Origin of the sequence: Anabaena sp. 54 (genome assembly GCF_017355725.1) — a bacterium.
GTDB lineage: Bacteria > Cyanobacteriota > Cyanobacteriia > Cyanobacteriales > Nostocaceae > Dolichospermum > Dolichospermum heterosporum.
In genome coordinates this window covers 240,374-266,046 of record NZ_JAAVWA010000003.1, presented here as the reverse complement: position 1 = coordinate 266,046, position 25,673 = coordinate 240,374, and the positions used below count along the sequence as shown (strand labels likewise).

At 39.9% G+C, this 25,673-nt stretch carries 27 protein-coding genes; 20 read left to right on the top strand and 7 right to left on the bottom strand.

What is annotated here, in order from left to right; genetic code table 11:
* Positions 1 to 104 precede the first annotated feature (104 nt).
* From HEQ36_RS05785 to HEQ36_RS05740, 10 genes are all read left to right on the top strand, one after another.
* Positions 105 to 626: a phycocyanin subunit beta gene (locus HEQ36_RS05785; RefSeq protein ID WP_096671108.1), complete on the top strand. Its 522-nt coding sequence runs from the start codon at positions 105 to 107 to the stop codon at positions 624 to 626.
* A 103-nt stretch (positions 627 to 729) separates the two neighbouring features.
* Positions 730 to 1,218 (top strand): phycocyanin subunit alpha, encoded by a 489-nt coding sequence (gene cpcA / locus HEQ36_RS05780; protein ID WP_168634878.1) that lies wholly within the window; start codon positions 730 to 732, stop codon positions 1,216 to 1,218.
* Between the two features lie 396 nt (positions 1,219 to 1,614).
* Complete coding sequence (locus HEQ36_RS05775; RefSeq protein ID WP_053538521.1) at positions 1,615 to 2,475, top strand: phycobilisome linker polypeptide; 861 nt, start codon at positions 1,615 to 1,617, stop codon at positions 2,473 to 2,475.
* Between the two features lie 49 nt (positions 2,476 to 2,524).
* Positions 2,525 to 2,764 (top strand): phycobilisome linker polypeptide, encoded by a 240-nt coding sequence (locus HEQ36_RS05770; RefSeq protein ID WP_039200912.1) that lies wholly within the window; start codon positions 2,525 to 2,527, stop codon positions 2,762 to 2,764.
* A gap of 15 nt (positions 2,765 to 2,779) precedes the next feature.
* The gene (locus tag HEQ36_RS05765; RefSeq protein WP_168634877.1) at positions 2,780 to 3,610 is read left to right on the top strand and encodes a HEAT repeat domain-containing protein; all 831 of its coding nucleotides are present in this window, start codon (positions 2,780 to 2,782) and stop codon (positions 3,608 to 3,610) included.
* A 202-nt stretch (positions 3,611 to 3,812) separates the two neighbouring features.
* On the top strand, positions 3,813 to 4,412 hold the full coding sequence (locus HEQ36_RS05760) for a HEAT repeat domain-containing protein (protein WP_168634876.1): 600 nt from the start codon (positions 3,813 to 3,815) through the stop codon (positions 4,410 to 4,412).
* Between the two features lie 37 nt (positions 4,413 to 4,449).
* Entirely contained in the window at positions 4,450 to 5,286 is an 837-nt protein-coding gene (locus tag HEQ36_RS05755; RefSeq protein WP_039200908.1) for a phycobilisome rod-core linker polypeptide, read from the top strand.
* Positions 5,287 to 5,542: 256 nt separating this feature from the next.
* Positions 5,543 to 6,286: a phycobilisome rod-core linker polypeptide gene (locus HEQ36_RS05750; protein WP_168634875.1), complete on the top strand. Its 744-nt coding sequence runs from the start codon at positions 5,543 to 5,545 to the stop codon at positions 6,284 to 6,286.
* A gap of 140 nt (positions 6,287 to 6,426) precedes the next feature.
* Positions 6,427 to 7,155 carry a phycobilisome rod-core linker polypeptide gene (locus HEQ36_RS05745; RefSeq protein WP_027402205.1) on the top strand — a complete coding sequence of 243 codons (729 nt, stop codon included), beginning with the start codon at positions 6,427 to 6,429 and terminating at the stop codon, positions 7,153 to 7,155.
* A gap of 166 nt (positions 7,156 to 7,321) precedes the next feature.
* Positions 7,322 to 8,083 (top strand): phycobilisome rod-core linker polypeptide, encoded by a 762-nt coding sequence (locus tag HEQ36_RS05740; protein ID WP_027402206.1) that lies wholly within the window; start codon positions 7,322 to 7,324, stop codon positions 8,081 to 8,083.
* A gap of 335 nt (positions 8,084 to 8,418) precedes the next feature.
* Here the strand turns inward: HEQ36_RS05740 and HEQ36_RS05735 are convergent, their stop codons facing one another.
* The gene (locus HEQ36_RS05735) at positions 8,419 to 8,757 is read right to left on the bottom strand and encodes a hypothetical protein (RefSeq protein ID WP_039200904.1); all 339 of its coding nucleotides are present in this window, start codon (positions 8,755 to 8,757) and stop codon (positions 8,419 to 8,421) included.
* A 136-nt stretch (positions 8,758 to 8,893) separates the two neighbouring features.
* Positions 8,894 to 9,388 carry a peptide-methionine (R)-S-oxide reductase MsrB gene (gene msrB / locus HEQ36_RS05730; RefSeq protein ID WP_027402208.1) on the bottom strand — a complete coding sequence of 165 codons (495 nt, stop codon included), beginning with the start codon at positions 9,386 to 9,388 and terminating at the stop codon, positions 8,894 to 8,896.
* A gap of 423 nt (positions 9,389 to 9,811) precedes the next feature.
* Here msrB and HEQ36_RS05725 point away from each other — a divergent pair, with 423 nt between their 5' ends.
* From HEQ36_RS05725 to HEQ36_RS05705, 5 genes are all read left to right on the top strand, one after another.
* Positions 9,812 to 10,585 carry a class II glutamine amidotransferase gene (locus tag HEQ36_RS05725; protein ID WP_168634874.1) on the top strand — a complete coding sequence of 258 codons (774 nt, stop codon included), beginning with the start codon at positions 9,812 to 9,814 and terminating at the stop codon, positions 10,583 to 10,585.
* An 829-nt stretch (positions 10,586 to 11,414) separates the two neighbouring features.
* Entirely contained in the window at positions 11,415 to 12,509 is a 1,095-nt protein-coding gene (locus HEQ36_RS05720) for a sulfate ABC transporter substrate-binding protein (RefSeq protein ID WP_168465471.1), read from the top strand.
* 49 nt (positions 12,510 to 12,558) lie between these two features.
* Entirely contained in the window at positions 12,559 to 13,428 is an 870-nt protein-coding gene (gene cysT, locus HEQ36_RS05715) for a sulfate ABC transporter permease subunit CysT (RefSeq protein ID WP_168634873.1), read from the top strand.
* Entirely contained in the window at positions 13,415 to 14,254 is an 840-nt protein-coding gene (cysW, locus tag HEQ36_RS05710) for a sulfate ABC transporter permease subunit CysW (RefSeq protein ID WP_039199228.1), read from the top strand. Before cysT ends, cysW begins: the two co-directional genes overlap by 14 nt.
* 59 nt (positions 14,255 to 14,313) lie before the next feature.
* Positions 14,314 to 14,580, top strand: coding sequence for an NIL domain-containing protein (locus tag HEQ36_RS05705; RefSeq protein WP_039199230.1), 267 nt, complete (start codon positions 14,314 to 14,316; stop codon positions 14,578 to 14,580).
* 181 nt (positions 14,581 to 14,761) lie between these two features.
* On the opposite strand, the gene HEQ36_RS05700 is transcribed toward HEQ36_RS05705, so the two are convergent.
* Positions 14,762 to 15,673, bottom strand: a complete 912-nt coding sequence (locus tag HEQ36_RS05700) for a restriction endonuclease (protein ID WP_168634872.1) — start codon at positions 15,671 to 15,673, stop codon at positions 14,762 to 14,764.
* Positions 15,674 to 15,940: 267 nt separating this feature from the next.
* On the opposite strand from HEQ36_RS05700, the gene HEQ36_RS05695 reads away from it, so the two are divergent.
* Complete coding sequence (locus tag HEQ36_RS05695) at positions 15,941 to 17,245, top strand: calcium-binding protein (RefSeq protein ID WP_168634871.1); 1,305 nt, start codon at positions 15,941 to 15,943, stop codon at positions 17,243 to 17,245.
* Between the two features lie 116 nt (positions 17,246 to 17,361).
* Here the strand turns inward: HEQ36_RS05695 and aspS are convergent, their stop codons facing one another.
* Complete coding sequence (gene aspS / locus HEQ36_RS05690; RefSeq protein ID WP_168634870.1) at positions 17,362 to 19,149, bottom strand: aspartate--tRNA ligase; 1,788 nt, start codon at positions 19,147 to 19,149, stop codon at positions 17,362 to 17,364.
* Positions 19,150 to 19,523: 374 nt separating this feature from the next.
* On the opposite strand from aspS, the gene HEQ36_RS05685 reads away from it, so the two are divergent.
* The 3 genes from HEQ36_RS05685 (at position 19,524) to HEQ36_RS05675 (ending at position 20,913) form a co-directional block, all read left to right on the top strand.
* Positions 19,524 to 19,766 carry an AbrB/MazE/SpoVT family DNA-binding domain-containing protein gene (locus HEQ36_RS05685; protein WP_027402219.1) on the top strand — a complete coding sequence of 81 codons (243 nt, stop codon included), beginning with the start codon at positions 19,524 to 19,526 and terminating at the stop codon, positions 19,764 to 19,766.
* On the top strand, positions 19,760 to 20,203 hold the full coding sequence (locus HEQ36_RS05680; RefSeq protein ID WP_027402220.1) for a type II toxin-antitoxin system PemK/MazF family toxin: 444 nt from the start codon (positions 19,760 to 19,762) through the stop codon (positions 20,201 to 20,203). The genes HEQ36_RS05685 and HEQ36_RS05680 overlap by 7 nt, the downstream gene beginning before the upstream one ends.
* A gap of 131 nt (positions 20,204 to 20,334) precedes the next feature.
* Positions 20,335 to 20,913, top strand: coding sequence for a Uma2 family endonuclease (locus HEQ36_RS05675; RefSeq protein ID WP_053538533.1), 579 nt, complete (start codon positions 20,335 to 20,337; stop codon positions 20,911 to 20,913).
* Between the two features lie 170 nt (positions 20,914 to 21,083).
* Here HEQ36_RS05675 and HEQ36_RS05670 read toward each other — a convergent pair whose 3' ends face one another.
* From HEQ36_RS05670 to HEQ36_RS05660, 3 genes are all read right to left on the bottom strand, one after another.
* Positions 21,084 to 22,427 carry a TRAP transporter large permease subunit gene (locus HEQ36_RS05670; RefSeq protein WP_168634869.1) on the bottom strand — a complete coding sequence of 448 codons (1,344 nt, stop codon included), beginning with the start codon at positions 22,425 to 22,427 and terminating at the stop codon, positions 21,084 to 21,086.
* 8 nt (positions 22,428 to 22,435) lie between these two features.
* Positions 22,436 to 23,059 (bottom strand): TRAP transporter small permease subunit, encoded by a 624-nt coding sequence (locus tag HEQ36_RS05665; protein WP_053538535.1) that lies wholly within the window; start codon positions 23,057 to 23,059, stop codon positions 22,436 to 22,438.
* 262 nt (positions 23,060 to 23,321) lie between these two features.
* Positions 23,322 to 24,128: a Uma2 family endonuclease gene (locus HEQ36_RS05660; protein ID WP_168634868.1), complete on the bottom strand. Its 807-nt coding sequence runs from the start codon at positions 24,126 to 24,128 to the stop codon at positions 23,322 to 23,324.
* Between the two features lie 262 nt (positions 24,129 to 24,390).
* On the opposite strand from HEQ36_RS05660, the gene HEQ36_RS05655 reads away from it, so the two are divergent.
* Positions 24,391 to 25,530 (top strand): TRAP transporter substrate-binding protein, encoded by a 1,140-nt coding sequence (locus HEQ36_RS05655; protein WP_168634867.1) that lies wholly within the window; start codon positions 24,391 to 24,393, stop codon positions 25,528 to 25,530.
* Positions 25,531 to 25,673: the final 143 nt, after the last annotated feature.

Sequence of the window (25,673 nt, the reverse complement as noted above, 5' to 3'; positions counted from 1 at the left end):
GAGAGCGAATTGAGAAACGCTTTGATTTGACTCCGTTGCGAACAAATCCAAATTAGTTTTAATTTAGACATCTCTCAACTAAGTAATTTAGGAGATTAGAGTCCATGACATTAGATGTATTTTCCAAGGTTGTTTCCCAAGCCGACGCTAGAGGCGAATTCCTCAGCACCGAACAACTAGATGCTTTAAGTGCAGTTGTAGCTTCCGGCAACAAGCGTTTAGACGCTGTTAACCGCATTACAAGCAACGCTTCCGCTATCGTTACCAACGCAGCTCGTTCTTTATTTGAAGAACAGCCTCAATTGATCGCTCCCGGTGGTAATGCTTACACCAACCGTCGGAACGCTGCTTGTCTACGCGACATGGAAATCATTTTACGCTATGTTACCTACGCCGCTATCGCTGGTGACGCTAGTGTTCTTGATGACCGTTGCTTGAACGGCTTGCGCGAAACATACCAAGCTTTGGGTACTCCTGGTAGCTCTGTAGCAGTTGGTGTTGGTAAAATGAAAGAAGCAGCGATCGCTATCGTTAACGATCCTAACGGTATCACCAAAGGTGATTGCAGTTCTTTGGTTTCTGAATTGGCAAGCTACTTCGACCGCGCTGCGGCTGCTGTTGCTTAATAATTCACTACAAATTGGCTCGAACCTGAATTGAGCTTTTCCCATAGTCTGCATGGCCTAGCCATACAAAAAAAGCAAGAAACTATCTAGGAGATTTTCACCAATGAAAACACCAATTACCGAAGCAATCGCATCTGCTGATACCCAAGGACGCTTTTTAAGCAACACCGAATTACAAGCAGTTAACGGTCGTCTAGTTCGTGCCGCTGCCAGCATGGAAGCTGCTCGTGGTTTAACAGCTAACGCTCAAAAATTGATTGACGGTGCTACCAGCGCTGTATACAGCAAATTCCCTTACACCACCTCTACACAAGGCAATCAATTTGCATCTGATGCTCGTGGTAAATCCAAGTGCGCTCGTGACGTTGGTCACTACCTCCGCATCATCACTTATAGCTTAGTTGCTGGTGGTACAGGTCCTTTGGATGAGTTCTTAATTGCCGGTTTAGCTGAAGTTAACGCCGCATTTGACTTGTCTCCTAGCTGGTATGTAGAAGCATTGAAATCCATCAAAGCTAGTCATGGTCTAAGTGGTCAAGCTGCTAACGAAGCTAATACCTACATTGACTACGCAATCAACGCTCTTAGCTAGATAGCGTCATGCCCGGAGAGGGATACAATTGTTAGATGGATTTACCCCTAAAGGGGTTCACCAGTCGTTCATGGGGAGTCACTGCGTAAGTTAGAAAACATTCTGACTGGGAATTGAGTGGCGTTAAGACCATACATGATCACTCTGGTTCACCTAGCAATTGGATCTAGCTCCGGGCATAGTTTTATGTACAGATAAAACAGGTCAAGAGGCAAAAGGCAAGAGGCAAGAGGCAAGAGGCAAAAGGCAAGAGGCAAAAGGCAAGAGGCAAGAGGCAAGAGGCAAGAGGCAAGAGGCAAGAGGTAAGAGGTAAATCCTACTGACCACTGACCACTGACAACTGACAACTGACCAAGCTTTATTCAGCCAAAATTCGGCACAATAAAGGGGAAAAATATGGCAATTACAACAGCAGCATCCAGACTGGGGACAGAGCCTTTTAGCGACGCACGCAGAGTTGAACTGCGCCCCAACGCCAGCCGTGAAGAAGTCGAATTAGTAATTCGTGCCGTTTATCGGCAAGTCTTAGGAAATGACTATATATTGGCATCAGATCGCTTAATCAGCGCAGAATCACTGCTACGCGATGGCAACTTGAGCGTCCGTGAGTTTGTTCGCAGCATCGCTAAATCAGAACTCTACAAAGCTAAATTCTTCTACAACAGTTTTCAAACTCGGTTAATTGAACTCAACTATAAACATTTGTTGGGTCGCGCACCATACAATGAGTCCGAAGTAACTTACCACTTAGACTTATATATTAACCAAGGTTACGACGCAGAAATTGACTCCTACATTGATTCTGAAGAATATCAAAATAGCTTTGGGGAAAGTGTTGTTCCCTACTATCGCGGTTTTGATTTTCAAATAGGACAAAGTGCAGCCGGATTTACTCGGATGTTCCGTTTATACCGGGGTTATGCAAACAGCGATACTGCTCAAGTCGAAGGTTCTAAATCTCGTTTAGCGCGGGAATTAGCTAGTAATCAGACCTCATCAGTTGTTGGACCATCTGGCAGTAATGAAAACTGGGGTTTCCGTGTATCTGCGGGTAACGCTCCTAAGCAAAACTTGGGTAATGCCGTAGGAGAATCAAATCGTACCTACCGAGTTGAAGTTACAGGCATCCGCAATCCAGGATACCCCAGCGTGCGCCGTAGCAGCACAGTATTTATTGTACCTTACGAGCGCCTCCTAGACAAAATGCAGCAAATTCATCGAGTTGGCGGCAAAATTGTCAGCGTAATTTCCACCTAAGATCCGGTGCTGTTCACCGACAAAACTCATCATAGGAGATATAGAAGTAATGTTCGGTCAAACCACACTTGGCGCTAGTAGCGTTTCCTCATCTGCAAGCCGCGTATTTCGTTACGAAGTTGTCGGCTTAAAGCAAAACGAAGAAAGCGACAAAAATAAATTTGACATTCGCCGCAGTGGTAGCGTGTTTATTACCGTACCCTACAGCCGGATGAATGAGGAAATGCAACGAATCAGCCGTTTAGGTGGCAGAATCGTCAAAATTGAAACTTTGACAGTAGCAGGATAAACATACGCCCTGGCAATGATAGAAACCAGTGGAGAAGCATATTCTGTAAAGAATGCACCAAATCTCACACCAGAGATAGCGATCGCTAACCTGCAATCATCAGATTTAAGTCTCCGCTATTATGCTGCTTGGTGGTTGGGTAAGTTCCGGGTCAGTCAGCCAGAAGCCGTAGACGCACTAATAAGTGCGTTAGAGGATGAATCTGACAGAACCGAACTGGGTGGTTATCCCTTACGGCGTAATGCCGCGAGGGCGCTTGGTAAATTGGGCAACTTAAAAGCCGTGCCAGGTTTGATTAAGTGTTTAGAGTGTAGTGATTTTTATGTCCGCGAAGCAGCAGCCCAATCTTTAGCTATGCTTCAGGATAAAACCGCATTACCAGCACTGATAAAACTGCTAGATGGGGGAGTTGACCAAGCCGTACAAGTACCTGGTTTTCCCCACCTTGCCCAACCCTATACAGCAGTATTAGAAGCCTTAGGAGCTATGGGTGCAACTGAGGCTATTTCCCTTGTGCAGCCTTTTCTCCAGCATTCCGTTCCTCGATTGCAATGCTCCGCCGCCAGAGCCATGTACCAACTGACACAAGACTCTATTTATGGTGAGTTATTAGTGAAGACTTTGGCAACAGGTGATTTGAAAATGCGTCGCGTTGTCTTGGGGGATTTGGGGGCAATTGGGTATTTGTCCGCAGCAGAGGCGATCGCCTCTGCACAAGTGGAAAGTAGCTTTAAACTTATTGCTTTAAAAGGATTATTAGAGTATCAACTGCCAGAACAGTCTGATACTTCTGATATATCCGCACCAGCTATCCGAATCATGAATCTCATAGATTCACTCTTATAAGTAGGTTAGCATTGAAAATCGTCCTTATGGCAAGAGGCAAAAGGCAAGAGGCAAGAGTGAAGAGGGTTTGGGCGATTTTACTTTTCTTTACACAGATTGGTTTTATTGTGTTCACCTACTTAGTTAGTAGTCAGTTGTCAATTGTCAGTTGTAAAACTACTGACCACTGACCACTGACCACTGACCACTGACGACTAATCAAATGGATGAACTAATTCGGGCTGTCACCGTAGCAGAAACACCTGAGCAAATGGTGACAGCAGTTAAAAATCTGGCAGCAGCCAAAGATCCATTGGCAATTCCTACCTTAATTGCCGTCTTTGGTTATAACAATCCAGCAGCGGCCATAGTGGCAGCAGCCGGGTTAACGGAGTTGGGAGAAATAGCAGTACCACAATTGCTAGACCAAATTGATGATTATAACTATGGCGCACGGGCTTACTCGATTCGCACAATAGCTGCGATCGCAGATCCCCGTGCTTTGGATATTCTCATCTCCACTGCATTGACTGACTTTGCCCCTAGTGTCCGCCGTGCTGCTGCGAAAGGATTAGGAAACATACATTGGCAGAAATTAGCACCTACTGAAGCTGAAATAGCCATTAACCGCGCCCTAGAGACACTTCTGTTGATTTGCGAAGATCCAGATTGGTCAATTCGTTATGCTGCTATTGTTGGGTTACAAGCTTTAGCAAAAGTAGATAGAGTGCAATTACTTATTTCGGCTAAATTTCAATTAATGCTGACTAAGGATATTGAAAAAGCCGTCCGCGCTCGCGTTCAGTTAGCCTTGGCTCAGTAAACTCATTAAAGTACCATATAACAAGGTAAAAGTAAAGATGTCAATACCACTACTAGAATATGCGCCCAAGTCGCAAAACCAGCGAGTAGAAGGTTATGAAGTTGCCAACGAAGACACCCCAACTACTTATCGCTTAGATAGAGCTACCTCAGACCAAGATATTGATAGCATCATCTGGGCTGCATATCGCCAAATTTTCAGCGAACATTTGATTTTAGCCAGCTACAAGCAAACCGCTTTAGAATCACAACTGCGAAATCGGGCGATTACCCTCCGTGATTTTATCCGAGGTTTAGGTAAATCAGACGTTTACCATACCCAAGTAGCAGATACAAATTCTAACTATCGCTTAGTTGACATCACTTTAAAACGTTTCTTAGGTCGGGCTGCTTACAACAAAGACGAAGAAATTGCTTGGTCAATTGTGATTGCTACCAAAGGTTTACACGGTTTTATAGATGCTCTATTAGAATCAGACGAGTATTTAGACAATTTTGGTGATGATGTTGTCCCCTACCAACGTCGTCGCTTTGGCTCACGCCCCTTTAACCTAGCTAACCCCCGTTATGGTGCTGACTGGCGCGATACTCAAAACCTGCGTGGTTTGGCTGGTCGTTCCTACTACAGTATCCGCACATCAGGACAACTGACCACAGCAGATATCCGTCGGGCGATTCCCGCCAACTTCTTCATTATGGCGGGAACAATTATTACCAACGAATGCAACTACCAACGCAGTTTGGCGACAGCCCAATCTTTCGTTAGTAACACCGCAATACCTGACACTAGTAGAGATAACCAAGAACAACCCAGCATTAAACCTGTGGCAGTTTCCTTACCTTATCGTTACATCCCTGCTAATGCTAAAAATTAGTCATTGGTAATTGGTAATTGGTAATTGGTAATTGGAAAATACGGCGTTGCTGATTAAGAGTATGATTTTATTATGCCTACGGCACGCTGCGCGAACACGCAGAGGCGCTCCAGTCGCAGAGAGTAAGAGTTTCATTTTTTTGATTTTTCAATTTCATACCTCAATTCAGCAACGCCGAAAATACTTATTCCCTGTTCCCTGTTCCCTGTTCCCTGTTCCCTGTTCCCTGTTCCCTGTTCCCTAACAACTAACAAACATGACAATACCTTTACTAGAATACAAACCCAGTTCTCAAAACCAGCGTGTTTCTGGTTATGAAGTTCCCAACGAAGATACACCCAAAATTTACCGCATCGAAGACTACGGCTTTGGTGGAGAAGTAGAAGAACTAATTTGGGCGGCTTATCGGCAACTTTTTAGCGAACACGTAATTCTCAAATTTTACCGCCAAGTTCACTTAGAATCCCAAGTCAAAAACAAAGCCATTACCGTCCGCGATTTTATCCGGGGTTTAGCAAAATCTGAAGCTTTCCAAAATTTGGTAATTCAGAGTAACTCCAACTACAGATTAGTAGAAATTGGACTAAAACGGTTATTGGGTCGCGCACCTTATAACAAAGAAGAAGAAATCGCTTGGTCAATTGTGATTGCTACCAAAGGTTGGGGCGGTTTTGTGGATGCTTTACTAGATTCTGAAGAATATCAAAACAACTTTGGGGAAAATATCGTTCCCTACCAAAGACGACGTTATAAAGATAGACCCTTTAATTTAGTAACACCACGATACAGCGACTACTGGCGCGACCAAATCGAGGATGCTCGTTACAAATGGGGCGACATCAAAAACTTTTTGGATATGGCAAATTCCATTAAGATTAAAACAGTGCCTCACACACCAGTTAGCACTGCCAACATCCAAATTCCTAACACTACCAGAGAAACCAAATCAACAGGTATTCCTGTTTCTATTAGTCCTAGTGCTAGTTTTCCCCTGCGCTAAATAGTTTTTTAACTAGCTGGGAAATTTCGGTGATAAAAGTGACAAAGTTTGCATTTTTTTCAGGATTTTAATTTTAGTTATTTCGCTAAGTATTACGACATTTTAAGATGCCAACTTTACCAAAAGGCAGGTTCTTTAAAATGGCAATTCCTTTACTTAAATACAAACCTACAACTCAAAACCAAAGAGTGAACAGCTTCGGTACGGCAGATATTAACGAAGACAATCCTTATATCTACCGAATTGAAAATGCTAATTCTTCCGGCGAACTTGAACAACTAATTTGGGCTGCTTATCGCCAAATCTTCAACGAACAGGAGATTCTCAAATTTAACCGTCAAATTACCCTAGAAACCCAACTCAAAAATAGGTCAATTACGGTTAAAGACTTCATTCGTGGTTTGGTGAAATCAGAGCGATTTTATCAGCTAGTTGTAACACCTAATAACAACTATCGGTTGGTAGAAATGGTTCTAAAAAGAATTTTGGGTCGTTCTCCCTATAATGAGCAAGAAAAAATTGCTTGGTCAATTCAAATTGCTACTTTAGGTTGGGGAAAATTTGTAGATATTCTGATTGATAGTAGCGAGTATGAACAAGCCTTTGGTGAGTATACCGTACCCTATCAACGCAAACGAATGACCACAGACCGACCAATCAGCTTTACTCCCCGCTATGGTGCTGATTATCGTGACCGGGCAGGTATTGTCCAAAAATGGCCGTATATTCGTCAATGGCGTGGAGGTTTCTACCCAGGCTCTGGGCAAAATGTTGATTTGGGGGCATTGTCTGCTGTATTACTGGTAATAACCGCAGGCATTACTTTCTTGTTGATTCTCAATTGGTTAGGAATTAGTGATATCTACTAGCCTTTTGAGGGGAAAATAAGATTGAGAGGAAACAAGGAATAATACAGGGGATTTAGACCTGACCCAAAACTTACCGGGAATAGGGTAAAAATATTCCCTGTTCCCTGTTCCCTGTTCCCTGATTCATTATCTTTGTTTAATTTGATAATAAAAGGAGAAAAATAATATGGCATTGCCATTACTTCAATACAATCCAAGTAGTCAAAATCACCGGGTGGCCAGCTTTGGCGTTGCTGACCAAAATGAAGATACACCTTATATCTATCGCATTGAAGATGTTAGTTCTTACACTGACATGACAAACATCATTTGGGCTGCTTATCGCCAAGTTTTCAGTGAACATGAAATTCTCAAGTTTAACCGTCAAGGGACTTTAGAATCTCAACTCAAAAACGGTTCTTTGTCAGTTCGTGATTTTATTCGCGGTTTAGCTAAATCTGAAGCTTTCTATCGTTTGGTTGTTTCTGTTAACAACAACTACCGTTTAGTAGACATCACCCTCAAACGCTTATTGGGTCGTTGTGCTTACAATAAAAAGGAAGAAATTGCTTGGTCAATTGTTATTTGTAACAAGGGCTTTGGCGGTTTCGTTGATGCTTTATTAGATAGCGAAGAGTATACCCAAAACTTTGGTGATAATACCGTACCTTACCAACGCAAGCGGTTTGTAGATCGTCCTTTTAACTTGGTAACTCCTCGTTACGGTGCGGACTTCCAAGAAACAGCCGGTACAGTCAAAACCGACTGGCGCTTTACTTTGGAGAATTTCTATACTGCTAAAGCTAAAGCCAAGCGTCTGAAAGCAGGTGATCCCGGCAACTTTGAAGCTATGGCGGCTTCTGTATCTGGTAAAGGTAACTATGCTCAAAAGCTATCTTCTTTTGATATTGATTACCTGAATGCTGTTCCTTACCGTGGCAAACGCTAACGCCGCTTCGCGGAAGTCAAAAGTCAAAAGTCAAAAGTCAAAACGAAGACCGTATAGGCTTTTGGGCGATTTGTAAACCCCAACCCCCTCCAGTATCAAAAGCTTATCCTTTTCTTCCCCCCGCAGCGGGGGGATTGAGAGGGGTGCGATGAGGGGCTAGGATGTACCTTATATGATTGGAAATCGCTGTAAGTTTACCCAAAAATTTTTAATTTATAGGGTGCGTTAGGAAGATAATTCTTGACGCACTCTTAATTTTTTGTGCTGTTGCTCATGGTTTTTGTAAATAGGAGTTTTTTGCCTATTCTATGAAGATGTACCTTAAGTGAAATCTTCTATAACTCAATTAACTTAAAGCCCCAAATTTTCAAAACTGCGATCGCTATTTCTGGATCTATACCATCATAGGCTTCCCATTCAGACTGTGGATCTTTAGGATGCCCTTCACCTACGTAACCTGCAATTTTAATGATGGGAATATTCACTAAGTAATCACGTTCCATACCTTTAGGGAGAGCTAATTTAATTCTGCGACCCACAAACTTAGATGCACTAGATTCAGCTACAGATTCCCGAACTAAACAAATATCACCAGCAGTTCCCCAAGTAGTTTGGTAAATGTGGAGAAACGATATATAACTTTCTGGTTTGATGGATCTTTTGAGAACTTGCATTATCTAATCCTTATCCTTGTTTTCGACAATTTTATCTAAACTCTACCTGCTATATTCCAATTTCCTGCTTTTGACAGAATAAAACAAGGGGTTTGCACCCCTTGAGAGAGTTTAAAAAGTGAACCGTATTAGTGATCTACGCAGGTGTAAACTGCAAAGATACACCGTTCATACAGTAACGGAGACCAGTTGGTTTGGGTCCATCATTAAAAACATGGCCTAAATGTCCACCACAATTACTACAATGGACTTCAGTTCGGGTCATGAAAAATGCTCTATCTGTAGTAGTAGCGATCGCCCCCTCTATGGGTTTAAAAAAGCTTGGCCAGCCAGTACCACTATTAAACTTAGTATCAGCAGTAAACAAAGCCTGTCCACACCCAGCGCAGACATAAGTACCAGGTTCATATTGCTTATCGAGGGGACTGGTATGGGAGGGTTCTGTACCATGTTTCCGCAATACCCGAAACTGTTCTGGTGTGAGGATACTCTTCCACTCTTCCTCTGTTTTTGTCACTGCAAACTCTGTGTTAGAAAGTGCCATAGATTCTGAACTCCAATTGATATAATGGGAAAAAAAGGCTGTACCGACTAATAGGGTACTGATTTGTAAGAAATTGCGTTTGTCCATAATCTATTATTTGCTATTTTTCTCTTCCTTAGCCAAACAACTCCACAATATTGATAAATTCTCTGATGAGAAATTGATGAAAATCACCTCAAAACATCTTGCTCCCTTGAAAAGAATATGTGATAATTCTAAAATAAATTTAAATATACGGTATCTCTATCGGATTATCGGCGTTTATGCAGGAGGTATATTCATATATGGTGTTGCTGAGTAAAAGTATGATTTTATTATGCTACGGCACGCTGCGCGAACACGCAGAGATGCTCCAGGCGCAGAGAGTAAGAGTTTGAGAGATGGAATTTTCGACTTTCATACCCCAATTCACCAACGCCTCATATATTTGCTAATTAAATGTACAAATTGCACCTATCCCATCACAATTAATCAGTTACCCTGGAGTTGATCTTTACAACGACAAAACTAATGTGCCAACTGTTAGGAATGAACTGCAACGTACCCACAGACATTTGCTTTTCCTTTGAAGGTTTTTCTGCCAGAGGAGGAAAAACAGATGAACATAGTGATGGTTGGGGAATTGCCTTTTTTGAAGATAAAGGCTGTCGGATTTTTTTAGACGCTGAAGCTTCTATCGCGTCACCAATTGCCGATTTTATCCGTCAGTACCCCATTCATTCTACTCATGTGATAGCTCATATCCGCAAAGCCACTCAAGGTAAAATAGCCTTAGAAAACTGTCATCCTTTCCGTCGGGAACTTTGGGGTAGATATTGGGTATTTGCTCACAATGGTAATTTACCAGATTTTAACCCAGAAAATCACGGGACTTTTCAACCTGTGGGCGCTACCGACAGCGAAAAAGCATTTTGCCTAATTCTTAATACTTTGCGATCGCATTTTCCCCAAGGACAACCACCATTAAAGGAACTCTACCAGACATTACATAAAATCACTAAAGAGATCGCAATTCTTGGATCTTTTAATTATATATTATCAAATGGTCAGCATTTTTTCACCTATTGCTCAACCAAACTTTGCTACATTATTAGACAAGCACCCTTTGCTGCGGCGCATTTAATTGATGAAGAAATGACTGTAGATTTTAGCGAATTGACTACACCAAGCGATCGCGTTGCTGTCATTGTTACCACACCCCTAACCGATAACGAAGTTTGGACACAAATTCAACCGGGCGAACTCCTAATATTTCAGGATGGATTACCCCTAAAATTTGCCTGATTTTTGACAACTATTTTATTAATAAGAAAGAGCAAAATTCATCATTAAATCCAAAAAAAATCAAAGCTGGTTTCAATTCAGCGAAGGCATTGACTTATGATACATTAAAGTCACGGTCTATAAAATCCTGCATCCCTAAAAAATTTTATCTTCACCGCGACTTACAGCACTTCCCGATGTTATGAGGCACAAAAACCCCACCCCCGCCAGCGATGAGGGGGCTAATATGTACCTCATAAGAGGGAAAAACCGCTGTCAGAATAATTAGGGAACACCAAAAAATTAATTACCCAATTTTGTGGGATGGGCATCCTGCCCGTCCTTGATGATTAGCGGGCTTTTCGTCCCGCACCACAAGAAATTTTTGGGTATTTTTTTAATTGGAATTTATGTATTATAAATAACTATTTAAGTAAGTATTTATATTTTGCAACCTCTATAAATACAATTGAAAATTGATACTTCTTTATTAGAGGCGTTGTAATTTGTCCTGAAACTGGTAAAATCACCATATTCCCTATCGTCAATATGCTGTTTTAAATGGCAATACCTTGTCCAAATCGAAAAAAGTCTTGATTTGTAGGTTGGATTGAGGTACGTTCACGTATCCCTGACGGGAGGCGTTAGCCATAGTGTGGCGATAGCTTGCGTGGCGACGTAGGAGCCATAGCCATAACCCAACAAATGCGTCGGGTTGCGCTGTCGCTTAACCCGACCTACAAAAAATGGACAAGGTATTGAAATGGCATTGACAATTATGTACTTGTGCGCTGAAGCATAATTGCAAGCTAAGAAATTAGTTATCCGTAGTTTTACAGGAGGAAAAATAATGAATTTGTGGCAACAATTACGGAAAATATTACAACTGAGGTTTAGCCCCAATTCTCTCAAAGGCTTTGTCTCACTTGTTTTAGTAGGAACGGTATTGAGTGTATCTCTTGCTGCTTGTTCTGGGACAAACATCAGTAATGATACGGCTAAAAGCCAGAATGTAGAACTAACCCTTGTATCTTTTGCTGTCACTAAAGCTGCTCACGCTGCCATTATTCCCAAATTTGTGGAAAAATGGCAAAAGGAACATAACCAAACTGTAGTTTTCAAACAAAGCTATGGCGGGTCTGGTTCACAAACTCGTGCTGTAGTTGATGGTTTAGAAGCGGATGTTGTTCACCTAGCACTAGCTTTAGATACGCAAAAAATTGAGAAGGCGGGATTAATTCAAGCTGGGTGGGAGAAAAAATTTCCTAATAATGCTATTGTTTCTAAATCTGTCGCTGCTTTAGTAACTCGTGAAGGCAACCCTAAAGGTATTAAGAATTGGGCTGATTTAGCGAAAGATAATGTTAAACTAATTACCGCAGATCCCAAAACTTCTGGGGTAGCGCGGTGGAATTTTCTCGCACTTTGGAATTCGGTCATTAAAACTGGTGGAGATGAAACAAAAGCCATTGAGTTTGTGACTAAGGTTTATAAAAATGTCCCTGTATTAACTAAAGATGCTCGTGAAGCTACAGACGCATTTTTTAAACAAGGCCAAGGTGATGCTTTGATCAATTATGAAAATGAAATTGTTTTGGCCAAAGACAAGGGTGAAAAAACCAATTATATTCTTCCTGATGTGAATATCTCAATTGATAATCCTATTGCTGTTGTTGATAAAAATGTTGATAAACATGGTAATCGGGAGGTGGCGGAAGCTTTTGTTAAATACTTATTCACTCCAGAAGCGCAACAGGAATTTGCGAAAGTAGGATTTCGCCCTGTTGATGAAACAGTAGCTAAGAGTAAAGAGTTTGCTGACAAATATCCCCAAATCAAAACTTTAGGTACAGTTCAAGAATTAGGCGGTTGGGATGCTGTTCAGAAAAAGTTCTTTGCTGAAGGGGCAATTTTTGACCAAATTCAAGCTAAAAATAAGCGGTAATTGACAAGCCCCTGAATTTTCTAAAAAACAACTAACAACTGATTAAATTATGGCTGTATCTTCTCTTGTACAAACTAACATTAAACCTCCAATTTGGAAGGTGTTTCTAGATAATTTGCTTCATCTTCCTTGGACCTGGCGGATTACTTTAGGATATCTAACTTTCATGTTATTTATTCCGATTATGGCCATGTTTCTCAAGGCTAGTACAGAATCTCCAGAGAAGTTTTGGGAAATTGCGACTAATGATTTAGCATTGGCGACTTATAACGTTACCTTTGTTACGTCTTTATTTGCAGCTTTGCTGAATGGTGTGTTTGGAACTTTGATTGCTTGGGTATTGGTGCGTTACGATTTTCCTTTGAAACGGATTATTGATGCGACTGTAGATTTACCATTTGCTTTGCCAACATCAGTAGCAGGTTTAACACTGGCAACAGTTTATAGTGATAATGGTTGGCTGGGTTCATTGTTAGCACCAATGGGGATTAAGGTATCCTTTACTCGGTTGGGAGTTGGGGTAGCAATGATATTTATATCTTTACCTTTTGTGGTGAGAACTGTCCAACCGGTACTGCAAGAAATGGAATCGGAAATTGAAGAGGCTGCTTGGAGTTTGGGTGCTTCCGAATGGCAAACTTTTTGGAAAGTGATTTTACCGCCTTTATTTCCGACAATTTTAACTGGTGTGGCTTTGGGTTTTTCTCGTGCTGTGGGAGAGTATGGTTCAACAGTAATTATTTCTTCTAATACACCATATAAAGATTTGATTGCACCTGTGTTAATTTTCCAACGGTTGGAACAATATGACTATTCCGGTGCAACTGTAATTGGCGTGGTTTTATTAGGAATTTCTTTGGTGATGTTGTTAGCAATTAATTTCTTACAAGCTTGGGCGAGAAGATATGACAATAGATAAAGTTAAAAGACAAAAAAAACAAAGTTGGGTGCCGGCGGTTTTAATTGGGATTGCGATCGCCTACCTATTTCTGGTTCAATATATTCCAGCTATTAATGTTTTTTTTGAAGCTTTCAAAAAGGGAACTGGACCATTTTTATCCAACCTGGCAAAACCGGAATTTCTCCATGCAGCTTGGTTAACTCTATTACTGGCTGCGATTTCCATCCCTGTAAATGCAGTATTTGGATTATGCGCGGCTTGGGCGATCGCTCGACATAAATTCCCTGGACGCGCTATAGTTCTCAGTATCATTGATTTACCCTTTTCCATCTCCCCAGTCGTCGCCGGGTTAATGATAGTCCTACTATACGGCAGACAGGGCTGGTTTGGTCCTTGGCTACAAGCACATAATATCCAAATTATCTTTGCTTTTCCAGGAATGGTAATGGCTACCGCCTTTGTGAGTATGCCTTTTGTCGCCAGAGAAGTAATTCCTATCTTAGAAGAATTTGGCAAAGATCAAGAAGAAGCCGCCAGAACATTAGGTGCAAACGATTGGCAAACTTTCTGGCGAGTAACTTTACCGAGTATTCGCTGGGGGTTACTCTACGGTTTAATCTTAACAAATGCCAGAGCAATGGGTGAATTTGGCGCAGTTTCTGTCGTATCTGGTAACATTGCTAATACAACCCAGAGTTTACCCTTATTCGTGGAAGATGCTTACAAACAATATGAAACTGAAGCTGCTTTTTCTGCGGCTGTATTGTTAGCATTTCTAGCCGTAATCACCTTGATACTCAAGGAAATTCTAGAACGCAAAACCCAGATTAAAGAAGTTGAATAATGGGTAATAGGTAATGGGTAATTTTTAGACAGATATAAAATTACATCTTAGGAGTTGTTATGAGCAGTGAAAATACCCTGATAAACAAGCGAATTCGCATCAGAATCACTCAAGATCATCATCAAGAACCTGTTATTTCTCGCCTAGTTTCCGAATACGGCTTAACAGTAAATATCAAAGCTGCAATTCTCGGACAAAATGCTGTAGGTGATGGTTGGTTTGACTTAGATTTACAAGGAACAGAAACACAAATTCAAAATGGGTTAAATTATTTGCAAGAATTGAAATTGCAGGTTTGGGATGAGAATAGTATTAGTGATTGGTAAAAAAAATTGCCGGCCAGATTCAGCAATAGATCCAAGCAATCAGGGCTATTTCATTCTTATTTAGCAGTTTATAGTCCGTTTTGACGGAATTTATTTATTAGCCCTGTTCGCGTAGCGTTTCCGTAGGCTACTTCAGTTCAGGGCGAATTATGTTTAGAATGAAATAACCCTGGTTTAATAATTACTCATCTGTAAAATAATCGGAATCTATTTTTTTAATCTCATAAATAGAAACTGTGGAAACACCCACATGATTATCAATCATTAATTGGGCTAATTCTTGTCCATCTATTAACACTATTTTACTATCTATAATAGATACATATTCTCTAGCTTCTTGGGAAAATCTAGAAGTAGTGATAAAAACACCTTTTCTTGCTCTTTGTCCATGTAAAGCCCCGACAAACTTTTGAATTTCTGGTCTACCAACAACAGTATTATCCCATCTTTTCGCTTGAATATAAACAATATCTAAACCTAATTTATCTTCTTTAATTATCCCATCAATTCCCCCATCACCACTTTTACCAATTGCTCTCCCAGCATCACGTCTTGAACCACCATAACCCATTTTTACAAGTAAATCTACCACTAATCTTTCAAAAAAATCAGGTGAACAACTTTTCACACGGTTAAGTAACTCTAACTCTAATTCCTTTCTAATTTTTTGATATCCAAATTCTATAGATTCTTGGGGTGTAGTTTCCGATATTTCTATAATTTCTGGTTCTGATTTATCATTATCTTTTTTAGAATTTAGAAAGTCTATATGCTCTGGAAATTGATTAAGGAACTTGATATTGATTTTAGTGGGATTTTGAATTAATAAATCCTTACCTCTATCAGTAATTTGAAAAAATCCTCTTTTGGGATATTCCAATAAAACAGCTTTTTTTAAATGAGTTCTAGCCCAACCTACACGATTATCAAAAACAGTTTGTTGTCCACTAGGTAATAAACCCTTTTTTTCTTCATCACTTAAATTAAAAACATCAGCTAAATATGTAATAGCCTCTCTTAAAGAATGTTCCTTACCATCACTTGCATATTGCAATAAAGGCAGCATAATAGCTTGAAAATCAGGAATAGTCATTTTCTACAAATAAAAAACCAAGATATTAACTTTTATACCATACTAATAAAAATTATAGTTAAAAATCTTACTCAAGACCAATAAATGTAAGAATTGTATTGAGTTCATGAATACAGTAACTTTGAAAAAATCTGACATTTTTCCATACGAATTCACCTTATTTCTGATTTAATATGTCATTTTGACGCAACAAATTTACTCTGATTAGACAAGAGACAATATTATTGGATGCAGAAAGATTAAAACTAGTTAAATGGGAAAATAAAGGTGGAAAAATTTAATCATAAGGATGAGCTAATTCCTTCTAAACCAGAGAAGCCTATGGATAGAAGTTCCCATGGGCAGGTGACAAATGATTTACTGCTTGCAAGCGTTTTTTCGCCGAGCGAAAGAATAAATGGATTTGAACAGAATGATTTAGGAGACATCTGGTGGCAAACATTCTTTGGTATTCCTGCCGACAAAAATCCTAGTCAGTTTGACGACAATACCGATCCAAATGGGGCGGCAGGTTCTAGTGAAAAAGCCAGTTTAACTCGGATTGGTTCCATCCAATTTCTGGCAGGTGCAGTTGCAGAGACGGATGAACTGCCATTCACGGCAACTGCCGAGCGGACAATTAAGGTAGCGGGTGGATCTGTCTTCTTTTTGCCGATTTTGAATGCGGTAAGTCCTGATGTGCTTCGTGATGCGAAGGGAGACCCGATTCGTAATTCGGATGGAACTTTAGTGGGAGGTATTGGTACAGGTGGACCAACAGAAGGTGAGGTTAAAATAGAACTCGATACTCTTCTTGCTGGCATTGTGGATCTCAGTGCCTCTATAGATGGCGTTAAGATTCCTAACCTATTTGAATACAGACAGCAATCTGATCAGCCTTTTTCCTACACTTTACCTGAAGATAACATTTCAGACATCCCTGGAGGAGGAACTTTTGGTGGCGTGCTTGCTGACGGGTATTGGGTGGGGATAGGCAACCTTTCTCCTGAAGATCATGTGATTAAATTCGGGGGGTCTCTTGAGTTTGATGCCGACAACCCAGGACCTGACTTTGTGTTGGATATCACTTACAACATTTCTTTCGATCTTAATGAGATAAAGGGTACAAATCGCAAAGATACTCTTTTCGGCACTAATGAATGGGACGAAATCAAAGGACTCAACGGCAACGATTACATTGTTGGCAGAGAAGGCAATGACGCTCTTTATGGTGGGAATGGTCGTGATACTCTGATTGGAGTTAATCCTTATGCTTGCAATCCAGGATTAGGAGAAATTGACATCTTTTACGGCGGAAAAGATCAAGACACTTTTGTACTAGGAAATTCTAAACAAGCATACTATCAAGGAAAAGGTTTACAAGACTACGCTCTGATTAAAGATTTCAATACTCAAGATACCATTCAACTTCATGGAAATCGTCGCTCCTATGAGTTAAGCGAAACCTATTCCCTTGGAGGCAAGAGTGGTACTAGCATTTTTCTGAAAGATACTTCTGAACTCATTGGATTTGTTGAGGGAGTAACTGGCTTGTATTTAGCAAGTAATGACTTTAGCTTTGTATGTTATTGATAACCACCGATACAGATAGCAACGAAAACGGAAATAGGGGTTGAAAGTGCGCTTTTGCCTGAGAACTTAACCAAAATTAACCCCTCTGCAAAAAAAGCAGAGGGAATAATCAAACCTTAAACCTTCGGTTTAAAAGTTGAAGCAACGTGCAACTCCTTTAATTGTTTTGCGTCCACATTTGCAGGAGCATCTGTTAACAAACAACGAGCTTGTTGAGTCTTAGGAAAAGCAATCACATCACGAATTGATTCCTCTCCAGATAACAACATTACCAAACGATCTACACCGTAAGCAATACCACCATGAGGAGGAGTTCCATATTCAAAAGCTTCCAACAAAAAGCCAAATTTACTTTGTGCTTCTTCCGTTGATAAACCAATAGCTGCAAACACCTGTTCTTGAACTTCTCGCTGATAAATTCGCAAACTTCCCCCACCAACTTCAAACCCATTTAAAACCAAATCATAAGCTTGAGCGCGGGCGGTTTTTAAATCATTGATATCATCAGGATGAGGTGCTGTAAATGGGTGATGTAATGCTTCTAGCCGGTTTTCACCTGCATTCCATTCAAACATGGGGAATTCTGTCACCCACAGGAAGTTAATTTTGTCTTTTTCAATTAACTTAAATTCCTTAGCCACAAATTGACGAATTCTGTCCAAAGTTTTATTCACAGTGGACCTATCAGCAGCCGCAAATAATAACAAATGTCCAGCTTTTGCACCTGTTCTGGTTAAGATTTCCTGCTTTTGTTCCGGTGTCAAATTATCTTTAATTGCGCCAATAGTATCAATTTCACCATTTTCTCGGACGCGAATATAAGCTAAACCTTTCGCTCCAGCTTCTGCGGCTTCCCGGAAAATATCGCCACCTGGTTTAATGCGAACATTAGAAATTGCATCGTTACCGTTAGGAATGGGGAGAATTTTAACGATACCACCGTTAGAAATAGCTTCTCGAAAAACTTTGAAACCGGAATCTTTTAAAATGTCAGAAACATCAACTAATTCTAAACCGTAGCGGGTATCTGGTTTATCACTTCCGTAACGGTTCATAGCTTCCGCGTAAGGAAGACGAGGAAAAGGACGAGGTAAATCAATTCCTTTAACGGTTTTGAAAATATGACAAACTAACTTTTCGTTAAGTTCGATAATTTCATCTTCAGACATGAAACTCATTTCCATGTCTAATTGGGTAAATTCCGGTTGTCTGTCAGCCCGTAGATCTTCATCGCGGAAACATCGCGCAATTTGATAGTATCTATCCATTCCCGATACCATCAATAATTGTTTGAAAAGTTGGGGAGATTGCGGTAAAGCAAACCATTCACCCTCATTCACGCGACTGGGAAGAATATAATCTCGCGCCCCTTCGGGGGTAGAACGGGTGAGAATAGGGGTTTCCACCTCGATAAAACCTTCTAAGTCTTCCAGGTAGCGCCGCATGGCTTTGATGACTTGATGACGCAATTGCATATTTTGCGCCATGCGTTCCCGTCGTAAGTCCAAATAACGATATTTTAACCGCAAGTCTTCCCTGACTGTTTCCGTGTCTGCGGTGGAAACTTGGAAAGGTAATTGTTTACGGACGGCGTTGAGTAGTTCTATTTTATCCGCATAGATTTCTACTTTGCCAGTAGGAAGCCGGGGATTTAGGGATTCTGGAGGACGTTGGGTTACTCTACCGGTGATTGCTACAACGTATTCATTTCTGAGTGCGTTAGCCTGTTCATAGGAGTTTGGGGTGCGCTGGGGGTCGCTAACGATTTGGACAATACCAGAGCGATCGCGCAAATCTAAGAATATCACACCACCGTGATCGCGGCGACGGTCTACCCATCCGTAAAAGGTAACAGTTTCACCAATATGTTCTTTTCGGAGTTCGCCGCAATAGTGAGTTCGCATAATTGTTAGTTCTTTGGTTCCGGGCTAGGTTGGGTAAATGTCAAGGCTTTCCCATTATCTAGCATCAATTGTCATTGTAGTAGTTTTAGTTCTGGAAAAATCAGTTATTTTAGCTTTGGCTTCAGGACGTTGGGTTACTCTACCGGTGATTGCTACAACGTATTTATTTCGGAACTTGTGTGTAACCGTAGATCAGAGACGGGGGAAGTGATCAGGGCGATTTCCTTTCTACAGGTTAAAAAATTTATTGACACCCGCTAATTAAATATGTATACTCAAAGTATATACATTGACCTAAGTTGTGAAGAGTGTTTGACTGGAGAAAACCTCAAGTTTAGTCCTGTAGATTTCTAACAAAATATTGGGAGATAACTATGACAACAGTTGTGGCAAAATGGGGAAACAGTTTAGCGATTCGGATTCCCAGATCCGTAGCTGAACAAGCGCAAGTAACGGAAGGGATAGCGATAAATTTTAGTGTGGAAGGTAACAGGATTGTGATTACACCACAAAAAAGAAAAAAATATACCCTGGATGAGTTGCTTGAAGGTATGACTCCTGATAAATTTCATCCTGAATTTGAAACTGGAAACGCTGTGGGGAATGAAGATTGGTAGTTAATTCTTATTTTCCCAATCGAGGAGATATTGTTAAATTAGAATTTGGGAACACACAAAGATTTACTGCTGATTCGATTAAGCGTGCATTTTCCCTGCAAGCGTCAGGAATGTCTTTTGATGATATTGCTAAGACATTAAATAACGAATTGCAACAACTTGGGCGTGAACAAATCGGCTATCGTCCTGTTCTTGTTATATCTCCAATTAAATATAATCGAATGGCTTCTTTAGTTCTAGTGTGTCCTATAACTAGCAATCCAAAAGGGCTGAGTTTTGAAGTTCCACTTGTTGAGGGAATGAAAACAAAAGGAGTTGTGTTAGCTGACCAAATTAAAACACTAGATTGGAGAGCTAGAAAGGTAAAATTTGTTGAAAGTGTTACCCAAGATTTAATAGAAGAAGTACAAGCGAAACTTGAAACATTAATTTTATAAATCGCGCCTACGCGGACTCACGGAATTTAACCCACGAAGGTGGGTTTCGTCTGTGTAGCTGCGGTTTCTAACCGCCATTTTAACAGATATAATGGAAAGTATTATTCAAGATTAGTCAAGAGGTATGAATCATGACTGCTGTAACTTTACAAATACCACAATCATTAAAATTCACAGATGATGAATTTGTGGAAATAGTCGCTGCTAATAAAGATTTGCGTTTAGAATTATCACATCAAGGGGAATTAACTATTATGTCACCAACTGGAGGAGAAACAGGAAATCGTAATTTTGAAATGTGTTTTGATTTAGGGTATTGGAATCGCCAAAATAATTTAGGAAAAGCTTTCGATTCTTCCACAGGTTTTAAATTACCTAATGGTGCTACCCGTTCCCCAGATGTGTCTTGGATTAAAATAGAAAGATGGAATGTACTCACACCAGAACAAAGAAAAAAGTTTTTGCCTTTATGTCCCGATTTTGTGATTGAGTTAGTTTCTGAAAGTGATGATTTAGCAGATACTCAAGCAAAAATGCAGGAATTTATAGCCAATGGTTTACGTTTAGGGTGGTTAATTAATCCTAAAACCAAACAAGTAGAAATTTATCGTCAAAATCAAGAAATAGAAGTTTTACAATCTCCTATAAGTTTATCTGGAGAAGATGTATTACCAGGTTTTATTTTAGATTTACAGCCAATTTTTCTTTAAGTCTATATTTCAAGTTCCAGTTACTACACAGGCAAAACTCATCATTAAGATTTTTTGTTGAAACTCTTCTTGTGACATTTTATTTATATCCTTAGTTAATCAAAATTTTAGAACAACTATAACTGCTGCTCTTTTTGGGCGAAAGAATGAAAGATAACACATCTTATTTTTTATACACCAGTTGTTGCTGAAATATCAATTAACCAGCGAACAGTTTGCGGGAAAGCAATCACAATTAATAACACAATAAACTGTAAAACTATAAAAGGAATCGCACTTTTATGAATATCTAATGTACTCACTTCTTTAGGGGCAACACTTTGTAAATAAAACAAAGAAAATCCCACAGGTGGAGAAATAAATGCGGTTTGTAAATTCACTGCCATAACCACACCAAACCACACCATATCAATATGTAAAGCTTGGGCTGCTGGCACAAATAAAGGCATAGCAATAAAGCAAATTTCAATAAATTCTAAAAAAGCTCCTAAAATAAAAATCACGATATTACTAACAATTAAAAAACCCCAATATCCTCCAGGTAAACCTACTAATAAATTAGTAATCAGAGTTTTGCCACCCAAAGCATCAAACACCAAACTAAACATCGAAGAACAGAATAAAATCATCACCACCAAAGCTGTAATTACTGCGGTAGAATGGGCAGCATCACGAATTAATTGTGGTGTCAGACGTTTATTAAAAGCAGCCAGAATAGAAGCCCCAACAGCACCTACAGCCCCGGCTTCTGTGGGAGTTGCCACACCAAAGAATATACTTCCTAACACCGCAAAAATTAAAATAATCGGGGGTACAACAGCTTTAAAAACTTGTTTAATTAATTGATTACCTTGAGGAATTACCACATCATCAGGGATAAGTGGCACTTTTTCCGGTTGAAAAAAAGCTAGTCCTAAAATATAGAGAATATAGGAAGTAGATAACATTAATCCGGGAATTAATGCCCCTAAAAATAAATCTCCCACAGAAACACCAATTTGATCACTGAGAATCACTAAAACTAAACTGGGAGGAATTAATTGGGCTAAAGTCCCGGAAGCAATAATTACTCCTGAAGCTAATTTTTTATCATAGCCATAGCGTAACATCAACGGTAATGATAACATCCCCATCACAATTACTGTGGCGGCTACAACTCCAGTTGTGGCTGCTAAAACAGTTCCTACTAAGACAACTGCTAAAGCTAATCCTCCCCGAACACGACTTAAAATAATGCCGATAGTTTCTAATAATTCTTCAGCTAATCCTGACTTTTCTAGAACTGCGCCCAAAAACACAAAGAAGGGAATAGCAAGTAAGGTAAAATTCGACATTGTGCCAAACCAACTATTAGGTAATAGGAGAAGACGCGCCGGATTAAAAGCCCCAACTGCTGTACCAATAAGTCCAAAAACAATGGCTGTGCCGGCGAAAGAAAAAGCGACAGGGAAGCCACTCATGAGAATAAAGAAAAAGCCGACAAACATTAAAACTGCTAACCATTCAAAACCCATATTTTCCCCTATTCAATATTGATATTTTCTGAAGTTTCTAAACGAATTTGTTCCGCTACTTGTTGATAGCCTAGTAATACTGCTAAATATTTAATTGCTTGAGAAATACTTTGTAAAAGCAGCAATAATAAGGCTATAGGAACCATTGTTTTAATTGGGGCGCGGGGTAAACCATTAGCATCAGAAGATATTTCCCAAGTTCCCCAACTACCATCACTTAATCTCCCCCAAGATTGTAAAACTGGATTGATTGTCACCCAAATGCCAAGTAGACAAAAGGGAATTAAAAATAAAACTGTTCCCACAAAGTCAACTAAGGCGCGTTTTTTTTCACTCATATTAGTATAGAGAAAATCAACCCGGACATTTTCTCCATGACGTAAAATATAAACGAAGCCGAATAAGAATGTGAGAGAAAATAAATACCATTGCAGTTCTAATAAGGCATTAGAAGACAATTGTACGCCAATAAAGCGACCCATATAACGGGCGACAACATTGAAAAAACCGACTCCAATTGTCAGCAAAACCAGCCAATTCGATAACCATCCCAATTTATCAGCACCATTGTCAATAAACTGCGAAAATTTTAATAGCTTACTGATGAAAGCAAATCTTTTTGAGTGACGCATAGAACATAATAAATTAAAGGCAAGACTTGAGAATACAGTCAGCCATTCAGCCAGGGAATAAATTCCCTGTCTAATAGCTCAAGTCTGTTAAAACAGACTCAGAAATCGTCCCAGGTTTAGTCATTTTTTATCTCGTTCCCAGTCTCTGACTGGGAATGCCCTGACGGAGGCTCTGCCTCTGCTGTTATTGAAGGCAGAGCCTTCTGGAATTCATTCCCATACAGAGTATGGGAACGAGAAAAACTTTAGTGAATTTTTACTATTAATTCATCAATTGTTCCACCTCCAAAATATCCAAATTTGTCAATTGTGCCACTTGTTCTATGGACATTCCATTCTGTAACAACTTAATAGCAACTTGTCTTAATTGCAATTCAGCTTGTTCTGCACGTTGTTTTTCTTGTTCTGCAATTTGTTCTATTTCATCTGCTCTTTGTTGTGTAATTATTACCATTTCCTGAGAAGTGGGAAATAATTCACCATCCAAAGTTGCCCAGCGTAACCAAGTGGCATCAACGCCTCTATAATTACCTTCCCAACGCACTAAAGCTAAATTTAAAACTTTGCTTACCAATTGATTTTTCTCATTTAGAGCAATCTGTTGATATGCACCACTATTCAGATCAAAACCTGCAAAATCATTGGGGTTAAACGGGTCATACCAAAAATATTCAGAAACCCGCATTTGATTTTGATAAATCAGTTTTTTCTGATTTTTATCATTGTTAGCTGTGGTTTCTGAAAGTAATTCAATTACCACGTCTGGGGGTTTTCCTTCTTCCCAAACTACCCAAGAAAGTCTTTCTGTTTTCGGCACACCTAAAACAGCAAAGAAATCTGGACCGCGAAAATCTTGATTTTTTAATTGTGCTAAACTGTAGTAAACAAACATATTGCCACCTACATATCCATCAGTCCTTTGATCTAACCAAGGCTGAATGGTATCAATTAAAATATCCATTTGTAATTTATGTCTTTGTGTCTCCATGGGGATACCATCATCACAAGGAAGTTCTGCCTGGGTGGGTGGCAGTTTAATGCTAGGTACAGCCAAAACAGTTTCTAACATAGCCGTTAAATTTAGTTAGAAATTACTTAATATTTTTATACTAATCTGAAATGATCAGCAATTGGCAAAATTATAAGAAATAATAAGTTTTAAGTGTATCAGCACCATAGAATCAAACTGTACAAGGAAAAGTAAACAAGTCTAAAACCTTTTTTCCCCGTGCCTAATCTCCACGAAAAATTTTAACATCAACCTACCCTGTAGTGGCTAAAATTTTACAGGATTATGATATTGTAGGTAAATCTTACTAATATTCATTTTTATGAAACGTCGAGCTATTGTTAACAGATTATCTCAAAGTGCGATCGCTGCCACCGGAGTAGCAATTGTTGGTGGTTGTCAAAAGGCACAAAATCAAGCCGCTACAGGTCAAACTGATACAAGTAACCTACCGACCGTTAAATGGCAAATGGCTACAAGTTGGCCATTGTCTTTAGAAACTATTTTTGGCGGAGCGCAGGTTTTAGCAGAGCGCGTCAAATTTCTCACTAACGGGAAATTTATCATCGAACCCCGTGCGGCTGGAGAGATAGCCCCCGGTTTAGAAGTTCTCAATGTGGTTTCCCAAGGTGCAGTCCAAGCCGGACATACTGCTGCTTATTACTACATTGGTAAAAGTCCCGCTCTAGGATTTGGTACATCAGTACCATTTGGACTTAATGCCCAACAACAAAACGCTTGGTTATATGAAGGCGGAGGTTTAACCAAACTGCGGGAAATTTACGCCAGCAAATTCAATGTGATTCAATTTCCTGCGGGAAATACGGGGACACAAATGGGGGGATGGTTTCGCAACGAAGTCAAAACACTTAATGATCTCAAGGGCTTAAAAATGCGGATTCCCGGTTTAGGGGGGCAAGTTATGGCTAAATTGGGAGTAACGGTACAGACTCTTCCTGGTGGGGAAATTTTCCAAGCCTTACAAACAGGTGCTATTGACGCGGCTGAGTGGGTGGGACCCTATGATGATGAAAAATTGGGTTTAAATAAAGTCGCTAAATTTTATTATTATCCAGGTTGGTGGGAACCAGGTCCAACTTTAGAAGTACAAGTTAATTTAGACGAATGGAAAAAGTTACCAGCTCAATACCAAGCAGCTTTAGAAACTGCTGCATATCAGTCGAATACAACAATGTTAGCTCGTTATGATGCTCGTAATGGTGAAGCATTGGAAAGACTATTAAAAACAGGTACTCAAGTGCGTGCTTATAGTCAAGAAATTTTGGAAGCAGCGGAAAAAGCCTCTTTTGCTTTATATGATGAATTTGCGGCTAAAGATGCTGATTTTAAAGCTGTTTATGAACAATGGAAACCCTTTAGAGATCGGATGTATGCGTGGAATAATCTCAATGAGGGTAGTTTAACTCGTTATGCCTATGGGAAGTTGAAAGTAGGGAGTTAAGAGTGATTTGAAATCTCCGTAGAGACGTTCCATAGAACGTCTCTACAAAGGTTATGGGAAATGCACTACTTTTAAATCTAAAAATTACCACCTTTTTTCACAGTAAAGTGGAGAATTGCACTGTATAGTTTAGTATTAAAAAT

Bases quoted from the DNA above. Each gene is read 5' to 3' on its own strand.
- HEQ36_RS05775 (WP_053538521.1), top strand. From the start codon at position 1,615: ATGGCAATTACAACAGCAGCATCCAGACTGGGGACAGAGCCTTTTAGC.
- HEQ36_RS05705 (WP_039199230.1), top strand. From the start codon at position 14,314: ATGAGCAGTGAAAATACCCTGATAAACAAGCGAATTCGCATCAGAATC.
- HEQ36_RS05765 (WP_168634877.1), top strand. From the start codon at position 2,780: ATGATAGAAACCAGTGGAGAAGCATATTCTGTAAAGAATGCACCAAAT.
- HEQ36_RS05735 (WP_039200904.1), bottom strand. From the start codon at position 8,757: ATGCAAGTTCTCAAAAGATCCATCAAACCAGAAAGTTATATATCGTTT.
- HEQ36_RS05770 (WP_039200912.1), top strand. From the start codon at position 2,525: ATGTTCGGTCAAACCACACTTGGCGCTAGTAGCGTTTCCTCATCTGCA.
- cysT (WP_168634873.1), top strand. From the start codon at position 12,559: ATGGCTGTATCTTCTCTTGTACAAACTAACATTAAACCTCCAATTTGG.
- HEQ36_RS05750 (WP_168634875.1), top strand. From the start codon at position 5,543: ATGACAATACCTTTACTAGAATACAAACCCAGTTCTCAAAACCAGCGT.
- HEQ36_RS05785 (WP_096671108.1), top strand. From the start codon at position 105: ATGACATTAGATGTATTTTCCAAGGTTGTTTCCCAAGCCGACGCTAGA.
- msrB (WP_027402208.1), bottom strand. From the start codon at position 9,388: ATGGACAAACGCAATTTCTTACAAATCAGTACCCTATTAGTCGGTACA.
- HEQ36_RS05700 (WP_168634872.1), bottom strand. From the start codon at position 15,673: ATGACTATTCCTGATTTTCAAGCTATTATGCTGCCTTTATTGCAATAT.
- cysW (WP_039199228.1), top strand. From the start codon at position 13,415: ATGACAATAGATAAAGTTAAAAGACAAAAAAAACAAAGTTGGGTGCCG.
- HEQ36_RS05670 (WP_168634869.1), bottom strand. From the start codon at position 22,427: ATGGGTTTTGAATGGTTAGCAGTTTTAATGTTTGTCGGCTTTTTCTTT.
- HEQ36_RS05665 (WP_053538535.1), bottom strand. From the start codon at position 23,059: ATGCGTCACTCAAAAAGATTTGCTTTCATCAGTAAGCTATTAAAATTT.
- aspS (WP_168634870.1), bottom strand. From the start codon at position 19,149: ATGCGAACTCACTATTGCGGCGAACTCCGAAAAGAACATATTGGTGAA.
- HEQ36_RS05655 (WP_168634867.1), top strand. From the start codon at position 24,391: ATGAAACGTCGAGCTATTGTTAACAGATTATCTCAAAGTGCGATCGCT.
- cpcA (WP_168634878.1), top strand. From the start codon at position 730: ATGAAAACACCAATTACCGAAGCAATCGCATCTGCTGATACCCAAGGA.
- HEQ36_RS05755 (WP_039200908.1), top strand. From the start codon at position 4,450: ATGTCAATACCACTACTAGAATATGCGCCCAAGTCGCAAAACCAGCGA.
- HEQ36_RS05675 (WP_053538533.1), top strand. From the start codon at position 20,335: ATGACTGCTGTAACTTTACAAATACCACAATCATTAAAATTCACAGAT.
- HEQ36_RS05760 (WP_168634876.1), top strand. From the start codon at position 3,813: ATGGATGAACTAATTCGGGCTGTCACCGTAGCAGAAACACCTGAGCAA.
- HEQ36_RS05660 (WP_168634868.1), bottom strand. From the start codon at position 24,128: ATGTTAGAAACTGTTTTGGCTGTACCTAGCATTAAACTGCCACCCACC.
- HEQ36_RS05745 (WP_027402205.1), top strand. From the start codon at position 6,427: ATGGCAATTCCTTTACTTAAATACAAACCTACAACTCAAAACCAAAGA.
- HEQ36_RS05720 (WP_168465471.1), top strand. From the start codon at position 11,415: ATGAATTTGTGGCAACAATTACGGAAAATATTACAACTGAGGTTTAGC.
- HEQ36_RS05685 (WP_027402219.1), top strand. From the start codon at position 19,524: ATGACAACAGTTGTGGCAAAATGGGGAAACAGTTTAGCGATTCGGATT.
- HEQ36_RS05740 (WP_027402206.1), top strand. From the start codon at position 7,322: ATGGCATTGCCATTACTTCAATACAATCCAAGTAGTCAAAATCACCGG.
- HEQ36_RS05725 (WP_168634874.1), top strand. From the start codon at position 9,812: ATGTGCCAACTGTTAGGAATGAACTGCAACGTACCCACAGACATTTGC.